Raw genomic sequence first — 16,691 nt, 5'->3', positions numbered from 1 at the left:
ACGCCACACGTCGCGCGCAAAGGCACTGCGCACCGCCGCCTCCGCCCCGGAACGCCCGCTCTGGCAACAACTCGGCAACCGAAAGCTCGGCCGAAAATTGCGCGGCGAAACGATTACTGCCGCGCCCAAGGCTATCAAATCTTGCGCTTTTCCTATGCCGATGTGATGGAAAATCTTGAAGGCGTCATAGCGCATATCAAAACCGCCCTTGCGCAGGCCCACCCCCGGCCCCTCCCGCAAGCGGGAGGGGAGCTGATCGGATAATGCCCACCACAACGATTCACGACGTCATCATCATCGGGTCCGGCGCCGCCGGCCTGACCGCTGCCATCAACCTGGCGCAGGATCGCAAGGTGCTGGTGCTGGCCAAGGGCGCGCTCGACGGCGGTTCGACCAACTGGGCGCAGGGCGGGATCGCCGCCGTGCTCGACGGCGGCGACAGTTTCGACGCCCATGTCGAAGATACGATGGTCGCGGGCGCGGGCCTCAACGATCGCGCGACGGTCGAATTCGTCGTTTCCAACGCCCCCGCCGCGATCGAACGGCTCGCCGCGCTCGGCGTGCCCTTCAACGCGGGCGAGGCGTTCGGCGAGCGCTGGCACCTGACGCGCGAGGGCGGCCACAGCCACCGCCGCATCGTCCATGTCGATGACGCCACCGGCCACGCGGTGCAGGTCGCGCTGCTCAAGGCGGCGCGCGCCAACCCCAACATCACCCTGTGCGAGGACATGGTCGCGGTCGACCTCATCACCAGCCGCCATGGCGTGCGCTATTCGGGCGACGGCCATGTCTGGGGCGTCTATGCCTTCAACAAGGCGACCAAGCATGTCGACGCGCTGCTCGGGCGCGCGACGATTTTGTGCACCGGCGGGGCGGGGCGCACCTATCTCTTCTCCACCGCCCCGCGCGGCGCCACCGGCGACGGCATCGCCATGGCCTGGCGCGCGGGCTGCCGCGTGTCCAACATGGAAATGAACCAGTTCCACCCGACCTGCCTCTACCATCTGGAGGTCAAGAATTTCCTGATCACCGAAGCGGTGCGCGGCGAGGGCGGCCTGCTCAAGCTGCCTCCCGGCGTCCCCGGCGGCGGCGAGCGGTTCATGCCCCGCTTCGATGCCCGCGGCGAACTGGCCCCGCGCGATGTCGTCGCCCGCGCCATCGACCATGAAATCAAGCGCCTTGGCCTCGACTATGTCCATCTCGACATCAGCCACCAGCCGCCCGACTTCGTGCGGCACCATTTTCCCACCATCCACGCGCGCCTGCTCGATCTTGGCATCGACATCACCCGCGATCCGATCCCGGTGGTCCCGGCGCAACATTATACCTGCGGCGGCGTCGTCATCGACCTCGATGGCCGCACCGATCTGCCCGGCCTCTATGCCGCCGGGGAAGTCACCGAAAGCGGCCTGCACGGCGCCAACCGGCTGGCGTCCAACTCGCTGCTCGAATGTTTCGTGTTCGGCGAAGCGGCCGCCCGGCATATCCGCGCCCATTGGGATGATCTGCCCGTCGCGCCGCCGATCCGCCCGTGGGATGAAAGCCGTGTGACGGACAGCGACGAGGAAGTGATCGTCCAGCATAACTGGCGCGAAATCCGCCGCTTCATGTGGGATTATGTCGGCATCGTGCGCACCACCAAGCGGCTGGAGCGCGCCCAGCACCGCATCGCCCTGCTGGCGCAGGAGGTCGACGATTATTACGGCAATTTCCGCGTCACCCCGGACCTCATCGAACTGCGCAACCTGCTGGAGGTCGGCCGCCTGATCGTCCGCTCCGCGCTCCACCGCAAGGAAAGCCGGGGCCTGCATTTCACGCTCGACTATCCCGACACGCTGCCCGAAGCGATCGACACGGTGATCGCGCCTTGATTTCGGGAAGGCGGCACCGGCCCGCGCCCCCACCCGGCCTCCCATTCAGAATACACTGTGGGAGGCCGGGCGGGGGCGCGCAGAAACCTACCGCAAGAACCCCCGCAGCGCGGCGTTGAACCGTGCGGCCTGTTCGCTCATCACCATATGTCCGCTTGGCCCGATCGCGGTCAGCGCCGTATCCTTCTTGGCCGCATAGGCCGCGCGGAACCGCCGCCCGATCTCCGCTGCCTGTGCGCCATCGGCCCCCACCGCATAGACGACGCTCAGCGGTACCCCCATCCGCGCCAGTTGCGGGCCAAGATCGATGTTCGCAAGGTCGCGCAGCGCATTGGCGATGACATCGGGGTCGCTGCCCTTCGCCCCCGGCGCCTGCTCGACGATCTGCGCCAGATAGGCGCGCCCCGCCTTGGTGCCGGTGAAATACTGGCTCAGCTGATCGGCCAGATAGCCCATCCCGCTCGCGGTGCCGCCCACCATGCCCGCGCCCGCCGGCAGCATGTCGACCGCCATGACTCGCCCTGCCACCCCGCGCAGCCCCAGCATCATCGCCAGCGTGGCGCCCATCGAATGGCCGACCACCGCCGGTCGCCTCAGGCCCGCCTGCGCCACATAGCGCGCGATCTCGTCGGCGACCGGCGCGATCAGCGGCCCGCTGCGGTTGAGGTCGGGCGCAAGCCCCGCAAAACCGCGCAACTGCACCAGGTGGAAACGATAGCCCGGCAGCGCCGCCAGCACGCCGTTCCACACCCCCGGTCCGCTGGCGAGGCCGGGGATCAGCAACACGTCAGGCCCGCTCCCCCGTACCGTCACCATGATCCGGCGGGACGAAAAGGGCGCGCCCGCTGCCGCCGCGCTCGCCGCCGCGCGCGGCAACACCGCCATCGCCATCAGCCCGCCCAGCCACAGGCGCCGGCTCACAGGTTCGACCATGCTCATTCCACCCCCTTGCCCGGACCGCCCTGAACCGAAAATGAGCGCGCAGGTTCCCCGTTCAGACTCCTTACATCGCGCCAGTCCTATCATTCGTCGCATCGGGCTTGCACGGCGAGGTGGGTCATAGCCCCTATGGTCCTTGTTGAAAGCGGGGATTTTGATGCGTTTCGAAGGGTTCGGGCAATTGTTGCGCCCGCGTGCCGGGGGTGTTGCCCGGCTGATATTGCTGGTGACCGCCGTGTCGGCATGTGTCAGCGCGCCGCAATCGCCGGGCGCGCAGGCCCGACCCACCAAGCGGCTCGACGTGCCGATCCGCACTGTCCAGCCGACGACCGCGACCGATCCGCCGCGCCCCGTCGCCAACCCGCCGCTGCCCTATCGCGACATCGACCAGCGCGAAACGCCCCCGCCGGCGCTGGTCAGCGTCATCCGCTCGCTTGGCACCACCTTTCGCGGCCAGGTCGGCATCGCCGTTCGCCGCATCGGCAGCGACTGGACCGTCGCGCATAACGGCACCGCGCTGTTTCCGCAGCAGAGCGTGTCGAAGCTGTGGGTGGCGATGACCTTCCTCGACGCGGTCGACCGCGGCAAGCTGAGCCTCGCCGGCTCGACCACCATCACCCGGTCGGACCTGACCCTGTTTCACCAGCCCAGCGCCGCCAATGTCGGCACGATGGGCTGGACGACCACCTATATCGACCTGATGCGCCGGGCGATGACGCAAAGCGACAATACCGCCAACGACGCCCTGTTGCGCGCGGCGGGCGGCCCGGATGCGGTGCGCGCTTTCCTGGCGCGGCGGATGATCGGCAATATTCGCTTCGGCCCCGGCGAACGGCTGCTGCAATCGACCACCGCCGGGCTGGACTGGCGGCAGGATTATTCGATCGGCCGCAATTTCTACACCGCGCGCGCCAAGCTGCCGATGGCGGTGCGCGAAAAGGCGCTCAACAATTATCTCGCCAGCCCGCCCGATGGCGCGGCGCCCTCCTCGATCGTCGCCGCTCTTGCCAAGCTGCGCGAAGGCGACATGCTCTCGCCCGGCTCCACCCGTCTGCTGCTGTCGATCATGGAGGAAGCCAAGACCGGCCCGCAACGCATCAAGGGCGGCGTGCCGCGCGACTGGCGCTACCTGCACAAGACCGGCACCGGCCAGGAACTGGGGCCGCGCTCGACCGGCTTCAACGACATCGGCATCATGACCGCGCCGGACGGCACCGCCTATGCCGTCGCGGTGATGATCGGCAGCACGACAGCACCGATCCCCGAACGGTGGGACCTGATGCAGGCGGTGGCGAAAGCGATTGCGGCCAATCATGAATTGAGGTGAGGGCGCGTCCATCCGTCTGCCTTGCGGACATGCGATAGCCTTGCGGGACGGGGTCGCACTGGAGGACGCCCCGATTGTCCGCTATCCATGCCGCCATGTCCCAGAATCACCTCTACCTCGTCGACGGCAGCGGCTACATCTTCCGCGCCTATCATCAGCTTCCCCCGCTCACCAACCGCCACGGCCAGCCCGTCGGCGCGGTCTATGGCTACACCACGATGCTGTGGAAGCTGGCCGAGGAACTGGGCCGGGCGGAGGGGCCGACGCACATGGCCGTCATCCTCGACAAGGGCAGCCACACCTTCCGCAACGACATGTACGACCAGTATAAGGCGCACCGCCCCCCCGCGCCCGAAGACCTGGTGCCCCAGTTCCCGATGATCCGCGACGCCACCCGCGCCTTCTCGCTCCCCTGTATCGAGGAAGCGGGGTTCGAGGCGGACGACATCATCGCCACCTATACCAGGGCCGCCGTCGCCGCGGGCTGGCACGTCACCATCGTCAGTTCCGACAAGGATCTGATGCAGCTGATCCAGCCGGGCGTCGACATGTACGACACGATGAAGAACGAGCGGCGCGGGGCGGACTATGTCGTGGGCAAGTTCGGCGTCGGCCCCGAACGGCTGGGTGACGTGCTGGCGCTGATGGGCGACAGCGTGGACAATGTGCCGGGCGTGCCGGGCATCGGCCCCAAGACCGCGGCGAAGCTGATCGTCGAATATGGCGGGCTGGAAGCCGCGCTCGAAGCCGCGCCGTCGATGAAGAAATCGAAGATGCAGGAAAATCTGATCGCTCATGCCGACATGGCGCGCCTGTCGCGCCGGCTGGTGGCGCTGCACGACAGCATGGAGCTGCCAGAGCCGCTGGAGCAGCTGGCGCTCAAGGGCATCCCCAGGGAGCCGCTCGCGCAGTTTCTGGAACATCATGGCTTCAAGTCGCTGCTGACCCGGCTGGGCGCGCCCGCTGCCGCCGTGGCCGTCGCGACCGTCGCTGCCGCTCGCAGTGAAACCACCGCCCCCGCCGCGCCCGCGCGCGAGGAAGAACCGCCGATCGACCGCAGCCTCTATGAAACCGTGGTGACGCCGGACGCGCTCGACCGCTGGATCGCCGCCGCCCATGCGACAGGCGTCGTCGCGGTCGATACCGAAACCGACATGCTCGATTGCGTATCGTGCGCGCTGGTCGGCATCAGCCTTGCGGTCGGGCCGAACCGCGCCTGCTACATTCCGGTCGGCCATGGCGGCACCGACATGTTCGCGCAGAGGCCCGTGCAGTTGGACAGGGACCTGGTGCTGGCGCGCCTCAAGCCGCTGCTGGAGGATGACGGCGTCCTCAAGGTCGGCCAGAACCTGAAATATGACCTGACCGTCCTGCGCCGCCACGGCATAGAGATTGCGCCGTTCGACGACACCATCGTCATGAGCTTCGATCTCGACGCCGGGCAGAGCCTCGCCGGGCACGGGATGGACGAAGCCGCCAAGACCCATCTTGGCCACACCTGCATCGGCTTCAAGGATGTGGTGGGCAGCGGCAAGAAGCAGCTGACCTTCGCCGAAGTGCCGCTCGACCGCGCCACCGAATATGCCGCCGAAGACGCTGACGTCACGCTGCGCCTGTGGAAGCTGTTCAAGAACCGGATCGCGCATGAGGGCGCGACCCGCATCTATGAACTGGTCGACCGCCCGCTGGTCGGCGTGATCGCGAAGATGGAGCATCAAGGGATCAAGGTCGATCGCGAGCATCTTTCGCGCCTGTCGGCTGAATTCACCGCCGGCATCGCCGCGCTCGAAACCGAAATCCATGACCTTGCCGGCCAGCCTTTCGCGATCGGCTCGACCCAGCAACTGGGCGCGATCCTGTTCGACAAGCTGGGCTACAAGGGCGGCAGGAAGGGCAAGTCGGGCGCCTATTCCACCGACGTCACGATATTGGAGCAGCTAAAGGCGCAGGGCGCGCCGATCGCCGCCAAGATCCTCGACTGGCGGCAACTCTCGAAGCTCAAATCCACCTATACCGACGCACTGCAAAGCCAGATCAACAAGGATACAGGCCGCGTCCACACCAGCTACAGCCTCACGGGCGCGCAGACCGGGCGGCTCTCGTCGACCGATCCCAATCTTCAGAATATCCCGATCCGCACCGAAGTGGGCAGGCAGATCCGCCACGCCTTCATCGCCGAACCCGGCCATGTGATTTTGGCGGCGGACTATAGCCAGATCGAGCTGCGCCTCGCCGCCCATATCGCCGACGTGCCGGCGCTCAGGCAGGCGTTTCTCGCTGGCGAGGACATTCACGCCGCCACCGCCATGCAGCTGTTCGGAGAGGTCAATCGCGACACGCGCGGCCGCGCCAAGACGATCAATTTCGCCATTCTCTACGGCATTTCGCGCTGGGGCCTCGCTTCCCGGCTGGAAATATCCGCCGACGAGGCGCAGGACATGATCTCGCGCTATTATGAACGCTTCCCCGGCATCAGTGTCTATATCAACGAGACGCTGGAGAAGGCGCGGGCGCTGGGCTATACCGAGACGCTGTTCGGGCGCAAGACATGGTTCCCGCGCATCCGCGCCCCGATCCAGCACGAACGGCAGGGGGCCGAGCGCGCCGCGATCAATGCGCCTATCCAGGGCACCAGCGCCGACATCATCAAGCGCGCGATGGCACGGATGGGTCCGGCGCTGCGACAGGCGGGGCTGGGCGGGGTCAGGATGCTGCTCCAGGTCCATGACGAACTGGTGTTCGAAGTGCCACAGGGCGATGTCGAGGCCGCAGGCGCCACCATCCGACACATCATGGAAACCGCCGCCGCGCCGCTGGTCCATCTGTCGGTGCCGCTGGGCGTGGAGATCGGCCACGGGCCAAGCTGGGGGGCGGCGCACTGACCGGAGCATCGCGCTTCGCCGCTCAGCGTGCGTGGCTGCGGTCTGTCCTACAGCATGGGGTCGATGCTATGCCGGTGGCGGCTCTTTATGATCGTGGGATTTGGCAGGCAGGTATCGCGTAATCTTGTTACAGCAGCAGGAAATAAAATGTCACGTCGAGCGCGAAATCTGCGAAGTTAAGGCTTCAGCCTTCGTCCGCCCGTCGCGTCGAAGGGGCCGCTCGCCAGTGGAAAGTCGATCAAACATTGCTATGGCCCCGCAACGCGATACTCTGCGGCGCGCAGCAGCGAGGGACATGTGAGCAGGCAATATTTCGGCACCGACGGCATTCGCGGACGCACCAACCAGTGGCCGATGACGCCCGCGCTCGCGATGAAGGTCGGCATGGCGGCGGGCACCCATTTCCAGCGCGGCGATCACCGTCATCGCGTGGTGATTGGCAAGGATACGCGGCTGTCTGGCTATATGGTCGAAAACGCGCTGGTCGCGGGCTTTACCGCGGTCGGCATGGACGTCGTCCAGTTCGGCCCGATCCCGACGCCCGCCGTCGCCATGCTCGCCCATTCGATGCGCGCGGACCTTGGCGTCATGATCTCGGCCAGCCACAACCCCTATTTCGATAACGGGATCAAGCTGTTCGGGCCGGACGGCTACAAGCTGTCGGACGAGGATGAACTGAAGATCGAAGCCCTGCTCGATCAGGACATCGCGCTCGCCGCGTCCAAGGATATCGGCCGCGCCCGCCGGGTCGAAGACGCGCGCGGACGCTATATCCACGCGGTCAAGTCCAGCTTCCCCGCCGACCTGCGCCTCGACGGATTGAAGATCGTGGTCGATTGCGCCAACGGGGCCGCCTATCAGGTCGCGCCTTCGGCCCTGTGGGAACTGGGCGCGACCGTGGTCGCGGTCGGCGTCGGTCCCAACGGGACGAACATCAACGACGGCTGCGGCTCCACCGCGCCGCTTTTGTGCCAGGAAACCGTCGTCTCCTCGGGCGCCGACATCGGCATAGCGCTGGACGGCGACGCCGACCGGCTGATCGTGGTCGATGAAAAGGGCACGATCGTCGACGGCGACCAGATCATGGCGCTGATCGCGGCCAATTTCGCCCGGCAAGGGACGCTGCGCGGCGGCGGGCTGGTGGCGACGGTGATGTCGAACCTCGGCCTCGAACGCTTTTTGACCGGACAGGGCATCGCCCTCGAACGCACCAGCGTGGGTGACCGTTATGTGCTCGAAAGGATGCGCGCCGGCGGCTTCAACGTCGGCGGCGAACAGTCCGGCCACATGATCCTGTCCGACTATGCGACGACAGGCGACGGCACCATCGCCGCGCTCCAGGTGCTCGCCGCACTGGTCCGCTCGGGCAAGCCCGCCAGCGAATTGCTCCACCAGTTCGATCCGGTGCCGCAACTGCTCAAAAATGTCCGCTTCGCAGGCGGCAAGCCGCTCGAACATGAAGAGGTCAAGCGCATCATCGCCCAGGCGCAGGCGGAACTGAACGGATCGGGCCGCCTGGTCATCCGGCCATCGGGCACCGAGCCCGTCATCCGCGTCATGGCCGAAGGCGACCGCGAGGATCAGGTCCGCGACGTGGTCGACCGCATCTGCGCCGCCGTCGCAAAGGTTGCGGCCTGATGCTCGACATGCGGCCCGATTGCGAACGCTGCGGCGTGGCCACTCCCGCCGACGCGCCCGGCGCGTTCATCTGTTCGTTCGAATGCACCTTCTGCGCGACGTGCGCCGAGGCGCTCGATGACCGCTGCCCCAATTGCGGCGGCGAACTGATGGATCGCCCCACTCGCACGGGAAAGGCGCTGGCAAGCAACCCGGCCTCGACGGAACGCAAGTTCAAAGGATGACGGCCCGCATTCTTATCATCGCCGGGTCCGACAGCGGCGGCGGCGCGGGCATCCAGGCGGACATCAAGGTGGTGACGATGCTCGGCGGCCACGCCATGACCGCGATCACCGCGATCACGGCGCAAAATACGCTGGGCGTACAGGCCGTGCATCCCGTGCCGACCGATATGGTGCTGGCGCAGATGGATAGCTGCATCGGCGACATCGGCGTCGATGCGATCAAGATCGGCATGATCGGGAGCGCGCAGACGGCGAGCGCGGTGGCGGACCGGCTGGCGGTGCTGAAGGGCGTGCCTATCGTCTTCGACCCCGTCATGGTCGCGACCAGCGGCGCGGCGCTGGCTGACGGCGCCACTATCGCCGCGTTCGAAAGCTTGATGACACTCGCCACGCTGGTCACGCCCAATATCCCCGAACTTCAATCGCTGGGGGGCGACGCGATTGCCGCGCGCTTTGGCACCCATATTCTCGCCAAGGGGGGACATGGCGAAGGGCCGATGCTGACTGACCGGCTGATCGGTCCGTCCGGCCAGATCAGCGACTGGCGCGACGCGCGCATCGACACGCCGCATACCCATGGCACCGGCTGTACGCTGGCCAGCGCGATCGCCACCGGACTGGGACAGGGGTTGAGCCTCGCCGATGCGATCGAGCGAGGCCGCGCCTATGTGCGTCAGGCGCTGGATTGTGCGCCGGGGCTGGGTGGCGGTCATGGTCCGATGGGCGTGCCTTATGGTTTTCGCGCCCATGCCTGACTTCTCTCACGAACTGCGCCATCATCCCGGGCTGGTCGCGGGCGTGGATGAGGCGGGACGCGGCCCGCTCGCCGGGCCGGTGGTCGCAGCGGCGGTGATCCTGCGGACCGACGATTGTCCCGAAGGTCTCAACGACAGCAAGCAGTTGAGCGCCGCCCGACGCGCCGAACTCGAACCGATCATCAAGCGCAAGGCGCTATGCTGGGGCATCGGCGTGGCCAGCGTCGAGGAAATCGACAGCCTCAACATCCTCTGGGCGACGATGCTGGCCATGACCCGGGCCGTGGACGCGCTGGACCGGGACTGCGCGCATGTGCTGGTCGACGGCAATCGTTGCCCTAAATGGCGCTACGCTTCGACCGCCATCGTTGAAGGCGACGCCAAATGCCTGTCCATCGCCGCCGCGTCGATCCTCGCCAAGGAGGCGCGCGACCGGATGATGGTGGCCGCCGCCGCCGCGCATCCACATTATGGCTGGGAAAGCAACAAGGGCTATGGCAGTCGCCACCATCTCGCCGCGCTGCGTGCGCACGGCCCGACCCCGCTCCACCGCCGCAGCTTCGCGCCCGTGGCGCAGATGTTGCTGCTATAATTCCTCCAGCGCATTGAACCTTTGCGACCACAACGCCCCATAGCGCGCCATCCACTGCACCACCGGCGCCAGCCCCTTGGATCGTGCGGTATAATAGGTTTCGCGGCCGGCCCTGCGCGCGGTGACCAACCCGGCGCGGCGCAGCTTGCCCAGATGGCGCGAGACCATAGGCTGCGATACGCCGGCGAAGCGGGTGAGGGCGTGAACACTCAGTTCCCCGTCGGCGATCAATCGCTCGAACAGGGCGCGCCGGGTGCCGTCCGCCAGCGCTTTGAACATCGGATCGCAGTCGTACATTCTATTCCACTCAGTCCAATTTACAGGCATTTCTCATAATCATCAGGTTATTGTTCGGTCAAGCAGATCGCCCGCCTTAGCCTGGTCGAGGGCGTTAACCAAAAAAATCTGGCGCTGCATTCTACGGAGTCCTTTACGCCACACCACTTGATGTTGAGTCCGACATGCTGTGCGGACTCAATATGTCGTGGTACCCCCTTTCGTTCTCATACCATTAACCTTTTTCTCAAGGTTAACAGATAAGTTACTGAACTTGACGGCGGACTCCCGAGGACTCATCGCTGGTGCCAAGATGAAGGGGGATATTGCGAACATGGGGGTCATGGAGCGCGTCGCGACGCGGCGGAAAAAGGCTGTGCTGGCGCCAGCGGCGCCAATCGAGGCCGACCGGCTGTTGCGCGGAGATTGCATCGCGGAAATGAGCAAGCTGCCCGATGGCTGCGTGGACATGATCTTCGCCGATCCTCCCTATAATCTGCAACTGGGCGGCGACCTGTTCCGACCCGAAGGCGGACGGGTCGATGCAGTCGATAATGACTGGGACAAGTTCGACACGCTTGCCGCCTATGACCGCTTCACCAAAGCCTGGTTGAAGGAGGCGCGTCGCATATTGAAGCCCAACGGCACCATCTGGGTGATCGGCAGCTATCACAATATTTTCCGCGTCGGCACCGCGCTGCAGGATGAAGGCTTCTGGATCCTCAACGACATCATCTGGCGCAAGGCCAATCCGATGCCCAATTTCAAGGGCACGCGCTTTACCAACGCTCACGAAACGCTGATCTGGGCCAGCCAGGGCGAGGACGCCAGATATACGTTCAACTACAAGGCGATGAAGACGCTGAACGACGAGTTGCAGATGCGCTCGGACTGGGTGCTGCCGATTTGCGGCGGTCAGGAGCGTTTGAAGCGTAATGGCACCAAGGCGCATCCGACGCAGAAGCCCGAAGCCTTGCTGTATCGCGTCATGCTGGCCTGCACGAAGCCCGGCGACATCATCCTCGATCCCTTTTTCGGCACCGGCACCACCGGCGCGGTCGCCAAGCGGCTGGGGCGCAAGTGGATCGGCATAGAGCGGGAAGACGCGTATATCGAAGTCGCGCTGGAACGGATCGAAGCGGCGCTGCCGCTCGATGAATCCTCGCTGGTCATCATGCAGACCGCGCGCCAGCAGCCCAAGGTTGCTTTTGGTACGCTGGTCGAAACCGGCCATGTGACGCCCGGCACGGTGCTGACCGACCTCAAGCGTCGCTGGCGCGCCACCGTGCGGGCCGATGGTTCGCTCACCATGGGCGGGGAGGGCGCTTCGATCCACAAGATGGGGGCGAGCGTGCAGAATGCCCCTTCGTGCAATGGCTGGACGTTCTGGCACTACGAAGCGGACGGCGGGCTCAAGCCGATCGATACGCTCCGCCAGACCTACATTCTCGCGACCGAGCCTTGATGCCTGCATGACCCTTTCGGCCATCTCTGCCGACGCCCGGCTTTATCTCCGGCCGATCTGGTTTGCCGACTCGCCCTTTGGGCTTGACGGGCAAGTGGCGCGGTTGGGCAATGGCCTGCTGTGGTTTCAGGGATTTGAGGTTATCGCAATCGGCCGCGACGGACGTGTCGCAAAACAGCACGTCCCGGTGGCCGAATTCGACGCGGCGCTCGCGACATTGCCCGATTCCCTGTGGATGCGTGCGCAGGCGCTGGCCGCCAACATATCCCGACAGCGTCCGCCGCTCATGCTTGGCGACCGCACCATCCGTTTCGACGCGCCGCAGGTCATGGGCATTCTCAACATGACGCCGGACAGCTTTTCCGATGGTGGCAACCATCTGGGCGATCCCCAGGGCGCGGCCGATGCAGGTTTCGCGATGGCGGCGGCTGGCGCGGCGCTGATCGATGTCGGTGGCGAATCCACCCGTCCGCGTGCCGACAAGGTGTGGGAAGGCGACGAGATTGCCCGCATCGTGCCGGTGATCGAGCGGCTGGCCGCTGCGGGCGTGCCGGTGTCCGTCGACACCCGCAAGGCCGCGGTCATGGAAGCGGCGCTCGCCGCCGGAGCGGGTATCGTCAATGATGTAAGCGCGCTGCGCCATGATCCATGCGCCCTGGATGTCGTGGCGCGGACCGGGTGCCCGGTGGTTCTGATGCATGCTCCCTCGTCAGGCGACGATCCGCACGACAAGGGCGCGGGCTATGCCGATGTCGTGACAGATGTATTCGACATGCTGGAGGCGCGCATCGCGACTTGCGTTAACGCAGGGATCGCCCGCGACAGGATCATGGCCGATCCGGGCCTTGGCTTTGGCAAATCGCTCGCCGACAATCTCGCGCTGGTCAATCGCCTTGCGATGTTCCAGGGGCTGGGCGTACCGATCCTGTTCGCGGGCAGTCGCAAGCGCATGATCGGCGCGCTGTCGAACGAAGCGCCCGCATCGCACCGTTTGGCCGGATCCTTGGCGCTGGCGACAAAGGCGGCGGATTGCGGCGCCCAGATGGTGCGTGTCCACGACGTTCCCGAAACCGCACAGGCATTGCATGTGTGGCGCGGTTTGCGCGATGCGGCATTGACCGGCGGCTAAGGCCTATTGAGCGGCGTTCGTCCCGGCGGCGGCGGCGGGGACCGGACCTGCGGCGCCCTTGGGCGGAAAGATGCGTAAGCTGTCGAGCGTCGCCTTGGCGATGCCACGATATTGCTCGCTGAGCATTTCGGGATAGACGAAGGTCACGGTGACGATCGATCCGCCTGGCTGTTTCAGCAAGCGCACCGCGACATTATTGCCTTCGCCGTCATTGGCCGTGCCGCGATATTCCCGGTCGCTGATGAAATCGCCGTCGACCGTGTCGGACCCGGCGCTGACCGCTTCGACAATCTGTTGCAAATCCTGGTCGTTGGCATTCGCCTGCCAGAAGACGCGCACGTCGGCTCCGGCCCCCGGATCCTCGAATATCACGCCCTCGGCGGTGCTGGCGGCGGCGTTGCGCGTCCAACCATCGGGGAAGGTGATCGAAAAGCCATGCTCCAGGTCCACATGGTTGCGATTCTCCGCGGGCGCAGGCGCACCGCTATGTGCGACTGCCTCGGCAGCGGCGGCATTGGCCGCAGCCGCCAGTTCTTCCTCGCTCGGCATTTCGGCGACCGGCTCCTGACGCCCGCAGGCGGAAATCAGCAGCAGGGGGAGGAGAATGTTGAGCTGTTTGATCATGCACCGACCCAAAGCATAGCCGCGCCGCTTATTCAACGGCGCAGACTGCACCCGGCCAGTTATGCGCGACAAAATGTGCGTGGGCGGCGCCCCATCAGGCGGCGCTGTCGATTCCCAGTTCGGCGAGCTTGCGATAGAGAGTCGAGCGGCCGATCCCCAGCCGGCGCGCCACTTCGGTCATGCGCCCGCGATAATGGCCGATGGCAAGGCGGATGACGTCCGCCTCGATTTCGGCGAGTTGGCGGACATGGCCGTCGCCCTCGAACAGGGTGATGCCCGCGCCTTCGTCGTTCGAATGGCGCGATGCCTGGATGCCCGACGATCCGCCGCCCACGGCCCGCGCCTCGATCTGGGCAGCGATCTGCGGAAAATCCTGTGGCGTCAGCGCGTCGCCTTCGCACAGCACGGCGGCACGAAACAGCGCATTCTGGAGCTGTCGCACATTGCCCGGCCAGTCATGCTGCAGGAGCAGCGCGAGTGCATCACCCGTCAGCCCCAGGCTGCGCAGTCCGGGCTGGCCGGCGATCCGCGACAGCAGGTGACGGCACAGGGCAGGAATGTCGCCCATCCGTTCGCGCAGCGGTGGCACGGTCAACTGGACGACGTTGAGCCGATAATAGAGGTCTTCGCGAAAGCGACCCGCTTCCACTTCGTTGAGCAGTCGCTTGTTGGTGGCGGCGATCACCCGCACGTCGGCATGGGACGGGAAGCGGGCACCGACCGGCTGCACCTCGCCATCCTGGAGCACGCGCAGCAATTTGACCTGCGCATCGAGGGGCAGTTCACTGACTTCGTCGAGGAAGATCGTGCCCATGTCGGCGGCGAGAAACTTGCCGACATGGCGGTCGAACGCGCCGGTGAACGCGCCGCGCTCATGCCCGAACAGTTCGGATTCGACCAGATTGGCGGGAATGGCGCCGCAATTGACCGTCACCATCGGCTGTTTGTGCCGGGGTGACGCGGCGTGAATCGCGCGGGCAATGACGTCCTTGCCGACGCCGCTTTCGCCCTCGACCAGCACGGGGACACGCGCCCTTGCCGCCTTCGCAGCGATAGCGAGCGCGGCGCGGAATTGCGGAGCGGACCCGACGACATCTTCAAAGGCAAGCGGCGCGGTGATCTTTTCGGTCAGGGGGCGCAGCTCGCCCCGCCCGGATTCGTCGGTCAGCGTCGCATTGAGGGCGGCGAGCAGGCGGTCGGGCGCGATCGGCTTGGACAAATAGTCGGTTGCCCCGGCACGCATGGCGTCCACCGCTACGGCGACATTATTATGCGCGGTCAGAATCAGAATCGGCAGCGCGGGGCGGCGGGCGCGAATTTCACGGATCAGGCCCGCAGGCTCATAGTCCGGACTCCATTGGTCGAGAACGATCGCATCAAGCATCATGCCGTCCTGCGTGCCCAGCATGGCGATCGCGGTTTCGCCGTCGCCGGCCAGCACCGTGCGCCAGCCCGCGCGCGCCGCCAGAGCCGACACCAGGCGGCGCTGGGCGGGTTCGTCGTCGATCAGCATCAGCATGGGAACGCCGTCGCGCGTCATCTTACCCCTCGAATTTGACAGTAGGGGACCCTACGGCCCCCCCAGTAAAGAGCGCCTTAATCTAAAAGAATTTCTTTGGGGTTTGCGGGTTGAGGGGTGAGCCGGTTGCCGATAAGAGGGCGCGAACAACCTTGCCAAAAGGGGACCTACATGGCCGGTGATGCCAATATGAAGAGCGCGACACAGACCTATTCGGGCTTCGTGTCGGTAATGAAGTGGGGTACGATAGTCAGCGTTGCGGTGGCGGCGCTGGTCGTGCTGCTGATCTCGGGCTAAAGGTCGGGACCATCAGGGGGATGCCAGAATGAAAATAGCCGTCGTCAAGGAGCTCGCCGCAGGCGAGCGCAGGGTTGCCGCATCGCCGGAAACCGTGAAGAAATATATTGCGCTAGGCGCGCAGGTTTCGGTCGAAGCGGGCGCGGGGCTGACTGCATCCGTGTCGGATGCAGAATATGCTGCCGCCGGCGCCACCGTTGCAGATCGTGCCGCCACCGTTGCCGGTGCGGACATCATCCTGGGCGTGCAGGGTCCCGATCCCGCAAGCCTGGCGGGCGCCAAGCCTGGCGCGTGGATCGCTGCGGGGCTCAATCCCTTCGGGGAACGGGCGCGCGTCGACGCATATGCCGCCGCTGGTTTCGAGGCGCTGGCCATGGAGTTCATGCCCCGCATCACGCGCGCGCAGTCAATGGACATTTTGTCGTCGCAGTCGAACCTGTCGGGCTACAAGGCGGTGCTCGACGCTGCTGCCGAATATGGCAAGGCCTTTCCGATGATGATGACGGCGGCAGGCACGGTTTCGGCCGCCCGCGCCTTCATCATGGGCGTGGGCGTCGCGGGTCTTCAGGCGATCGCCACCGCGCGGCGTCTGGGCGCACAGGTCAGCGCGACCGACGTGCGTGCCGCGACCAAGGAGCAGATCGAATCGCTTGGCGCCAAGGCGATCTTCGTCGAGAAGGTGGCGGGCATCGAGGGTGAAGGCACCGGCGGTTACGCCACCGAAATGTCGGACGAATACAAGGCCGCGCAGGCCGAGCTGGTTTCCGCCCACATTGCCAAGCAGGACATCGTCATCACGACGGCCCTGATCCCTGGCCGGCCAGCGCCGCGCCTGATCACCGACGCGCAGATCGCGACGATGAAGCCCGGCAGCGTGATCGTCGATCTTGCGGTCGAGCAGGGCGGCAATGTCGAAGGGGCCGTGGCGGGCGAGGTCGTGACGATCCACGGCGTCAAGATCGTGGGCCATCGCAACGTGCCGTCGCGTCTTGCGACCGACGCATCGGCGCTGTTCTCGCGCAATCTCTACAATTTCCTGTCCGCATTCTGGGACAAGGAAAAGAATGCGCCGGTGCTCGATGAAGAAATCGGCAACGCCATCCGCCTGACGCAGGGCGGCAAGGTCGTGAACGAGCGGCTGCTCGGCTAGGGG

The 16,691-nt window shown here is 65.7% G+C and carries 16 protein-coding genes; 12 read left to right on the top strand and 4 right to left on the bottom strand.

Annotation, left to right across the window (positions count from 1 at the left end):
* Positions 1 to 141: 141 nt before the first annotated feature.
* Both WG908_RS16520 and nadB read left to right on the top strand, forming a co-directional pair.
* Positions 142 to 264 carry a putative endonuclease domain-containing protein gene (locus tag WG908_RS16520; protein ID WP_445326644.1) on the top strand — a complete coding sequence of 41 codons (123 nt, stop codon included), beginning with the start codon at positions 142 to 144 and terminating at the stop codon, positions 262 to 264.
* Positions 264 to 1,871 carry an L-aspartate oxidase gene (nadB, locus tag WG908_RS02175; RefSeq protein ID WP_340184894.1) on the top strand — a complete coding sequence of 536 codons (1,608 nt, stop codon included), beginning with the start codon at positions 264 to 266 and terminating at the stop codon, positions 1,869 to 1,871. Before WG908_RS16520 ends, nadB begins: the two co-directional genes overlap by 1 nt.
* An 87-nt stretch (positions 1,872 to 1,958) precedes the next feature.
* Here nadB and WG908_RS02170 read toward each other — a convergent pair whose 3' ends face one another.
* The gene (locus WG908_RS02170; protein WP_340184989.1) at positions 1,959 to 2,762 is read right to left on the bottom strand and encodes an alpha/beta fold hydrolase; all 804 of its coding nucleotides are present in this window, start codon (positions 2,760 to 2,762) and stop codon (positions 1,959 to 1,961) included.
* A gap of 205 nt (positions 2,763 to 2,967) precedes the next feature.
* Between WG908_RS02170 and WG908_RS02165 the strand changes: the two genes are divergently transcribed.
* The 6 genes from WG908_RS02165 to rnhB all read left to right on the top strand — a co-directional run bounded on the left by WG908_RS02165 (position 2,968) and on the right by rnhB (position 10,228).
* On the top strand, positions 2,968 to 4,137 hold the full coding sequence (locus WG908_RS02165) for a serine hydrolase (protein ID WP_340184988.1): 1,170 nt from the start codon (positions 2,968 to 2,970) through the stop codon (positions 4,135 to 4,137).
* 95 nt (positions 4,138 to 4,232) lie between these two features.
* Positions 4,233 to 7,019: a DNA polymerase I gene (gene polA / locus WG908_RS02160; protein WP_340184893.1), complete on the top strand. Its 2,787-nt coding sequence runs from the start codon at positions 4,233 to 4,235 to the stop codon at positions 7,017 to 7,019.
* A gap of 297 nt (positions 7,020 to 7,316) precedes the next feature.
* Positions 7,317 to 8,657 carry a phosphoglucosamine mutase gene (gene glmM / locus WG908_RS02155; RefSeq protein ID WP_340184892.1) on the top strand — a complete coding sequence of 447 codons (1,341 nt, stop codon included), beginning with the start codon at positions 7,317 to 7,319 and terminating at the stop codon, positions 8,655 to 8,657.
* Positions 8,657 to 8,881, top strand: coding sequence for a DUF1272 domain-containing protein (locus WG908_RS02150; RefSeq protein WP_340184891.1), 225 nt, complete (start codon positions 8,657 to 8,659; stop codon positions 8,879 to 8,881). The genes glmM and WG908_RS02150 overlap by 1 nt, the downstream gene beginning before the upstream one ends.
* Entirely contained in the window at positions 8,878 to 9,636 is a 759-nt protein-coding gene (gene thiD / locus WG908_RS02145) for a bifunctional hydroxymethylpyrimidine kinase/phosphomethylpyrimidine kinase (RefSeq protein WP_340184890.1), read from the top strand. Before WG908_RS02150 ends, thiD begins: the two co-directional genes overlap by 4 nt.
* Positions 9,629 to 10,228, top strand: coding sequence for a ribonuclease HII (gene rnhB / locus WG908_RS02140; RefSeq protein ID WP_340184889.1), 600 nt, complete (start codon positions 9,629 to 9,631; stop codon positions 10,226 to 10,228). Before thiD ends, rnhB begins: the two co-directional genes overlap by 8 nt.
* Here the strand turns inward: rnhB and WG908_RS02135 are convergent.
* Positions 10,223 to 10,525, bottom strand: a complete 303-nt coding sequence (locus WG908_RS02135) for an ArsR/SmtB family transcription factor (protein ID WP_340184888.1) — start codon at positions 10,523 to 10,525, stop codon at positions 10,223 to 10,225. The genes rnhB and WG908_RS02135 overlap by 6 nt on opposite strands.
* Positions 10,526 to 10,838: 313 nt before the next feature.
* Between WG908_RS02135 and WG908_RS02130 the strand changes: the two genes are divergently transcribed.
* Both WG908_RS02130 and folP read left to right on the top strand, forming a co-directional pair.
* Entirely contained in the window at positions 10,839 to 11,969 is a 1,131-nt protein-coding gene (locus WG908_RS02130; protein ID WP_340184987.1) for a site-specific DNA-methyltransferase, read from the top strand.
* A 7-nt stretch (positions 11,970 to 11,976) separates the two neighbouring features.
* Positions 11,977 to 13,098, top strand: a complete 1,122-nt coding sequence (gene folP, locus WG908_RS02125; RefSeq protein ID WP_340184887.1) for a dihydropteroate synthase — start codon at positions 11,977 to 11,979, stop codon at positions 13,096 to 13,098.
* Positions 13,099 to 13,101: 3 nt separating this feature from the next.
* Here folP and WG908_RS02120 read toward each other — a convergent pair whose 3' ends face one another.
* Both WG908_RS02120 and WG908_RS02115 read right to left on the bottom strand, forming a co-directional pair.
* The gene (locus WG908_RS02120) at positions 13,102 to 13,722 is read right to left on the bottom strand and encodes a hypothetical protein (protein ID WP_340184886.1); all 621 of its coding nucleotides are present in this window, start codon (positions 13,720 to 13,722) and stop codon (positions 13,102 to 13,104) included.
* Between the two features lie 94 nt (positions 13,723 to 13,816).
* Positions 13,817 to 15,262 carry a sigma-54-dependent transcriptional regulator gene (locus tag WG908_RS02115; RefSeq protein ID WP_340184885.1) on the bottom strand — a complete coding sequence of 482 codons (1,446 nt, stop codon included), beginning with the start codon at positions 15,260 to 15,262 and terminating at the stop codon, positions 13,817 to 13,819.
* A 150-nt stretch (positions 15,263 to 15,412) separates the two neighbouring features.
* On the opposite strand from WG908_RS02115, the gene WG908_RS02110 reads away from it, so the two are divergent.
* Complete coding sequence (locus tag WG908_RS02110) at positions 15,413 to 15,538, top strand: aa3-type cytochrome c oxidase subunit IV (RefSeq protein WP_340184884.1); 126 nt, start codon at positions 15,413 to 15,415, stop codon at positions 15,536 to 15,538.
* Between the two features lie 28 nt (positions 15,539 to 15,566).
* Complete coding sequence (locus WG908_RS02105) at positions 15,567 to 16,688, top strand: NAD(P) transhydrogenase subunit alpha (protein WP_340184883.1); 1,122 nt, start codon at positions 15,567 to 15,569, stop codon at positions 16,686 to 16,688.
* Positions 16,689 to 16,691: the final 3 nt, after the last annotated feature.

It is taken from the genome of Sphingobium anseongense (assembly GCF_037725245.1).
Classification (GTDB): domain Bacteria; phylum Pseudomonadota; class Alphaproteobacteria; order Sphingomonadales; family Sphingomonadaceae; genus Sphingobium.
The sequence above is the reverse complement of the archived record's forward strand: the minus strand, read 5'-3'. Positions and strand labels throughout refer to the sequence as shown.

What these genes read in the sequence shown, in the direction of transcription:
- nadB (WP_340184894.1), top strand. Translation starts at nt 264, where the DNA reads ATGCCCACCACAACGATTCACGACGTCATCATCATCGGGTCCGGCGCC.
- WG908_RS02110 (WP_340184884.1), top strand. Translation starts at nt 15,413, where the DNA reads ATGGCCGGTGATGCCAATATGAAGAGCGCGACACAGACCTATTCGGGC.
- rnhB (WP_340184889.1), top strand. Translation starts at nt 9,629, where the DNA reads ATGCCTGACTTCTCTCACGAACTGCGCCATCATCCCGGGCTGGTCGCG.
- polA (WP_340184893.1), top strand. Translation starts at nt 4,233, where the DNA reads ATGTCCCAGAATCACCTCTACCTCGTCGACGGCAGCGGCTACATCTTC.
- WG908_RS02115 (WP_340184885.1), bottom strand. Translation starts at nt 15,262, where the DNA reads ATGACGCGCGACGGCGTTCCCATGCTGATGCTGATCGACGACGAACCC.
- WG908_RS02130 (WP_340184987.1), top strand. Translation starts at nt 10,839, where the DNA reads ATGGGGGTCATGGAGCGCGTCGCGACGCGGCGGAAAAAGGCTGTGCTG.
- WG908_RS02170 (WP_340184989.1), bottom strand. Translation starts at nt 2,762, where the DNA reads ATGGCGATGGCGGTGTTGCCGCGCGCGGCGGCGAGCGCGGCGGCAGCG.
- WG908_RS02105 (WP_340184883.1), top strand. Translation starts at nt 15,567, where the DNA reads ATGAAAATAGCCGTCGTCAAGGAGCTCGCCGCAGGCGAGCGCAGGGTT.
- WG908_RS02150 (WP_340184891.1), top strand. Translation starts at nt 8,657, where the DNA reads ATGCTCGACATGCGGCCCGATTGCGAACGCTGCGGCGTGGCCACTCCC.
- WG908_RS02135 (WP_340184888.1), bottom strand. Translation starts at nt 10,525, where the DNA reads ATGTACGACTGCGATCCGATGTTCAAAGCGCTGGCGGACGGCACCCGG.
- thiD (WP_340184890.1), top strand. Translation starts at nt 8,878, where the DNA reads ATGACGGCCCGCATTCTTATCATCGCCGGGTCCGACAGCGGCGGCGGC.
- WG908_RS02165 (WP_340184988.1), top strand. Translation starts at nt 2,968, where the DNA reads ATGCGTTTCGAAGGGTTCGGGCAATTGTTGCGCCCGCGTGCCGGGGGT.
- WG908_RS02120 (WP_340184886.1), bottom strand. Translation starts at nt 13,722, where the DNA reads ATGATCAAACAGCTCAACATTCTCCTCCCCCTGCTGCTGATTTCCGCC.
- folP (WP_340184887.1), top strand. Translation starts at nt 11,977, where the DNA reads ATGACCCTTTCGGCCATCTCTGCCGACGCCCGGCTTTATCTCCGGCCG.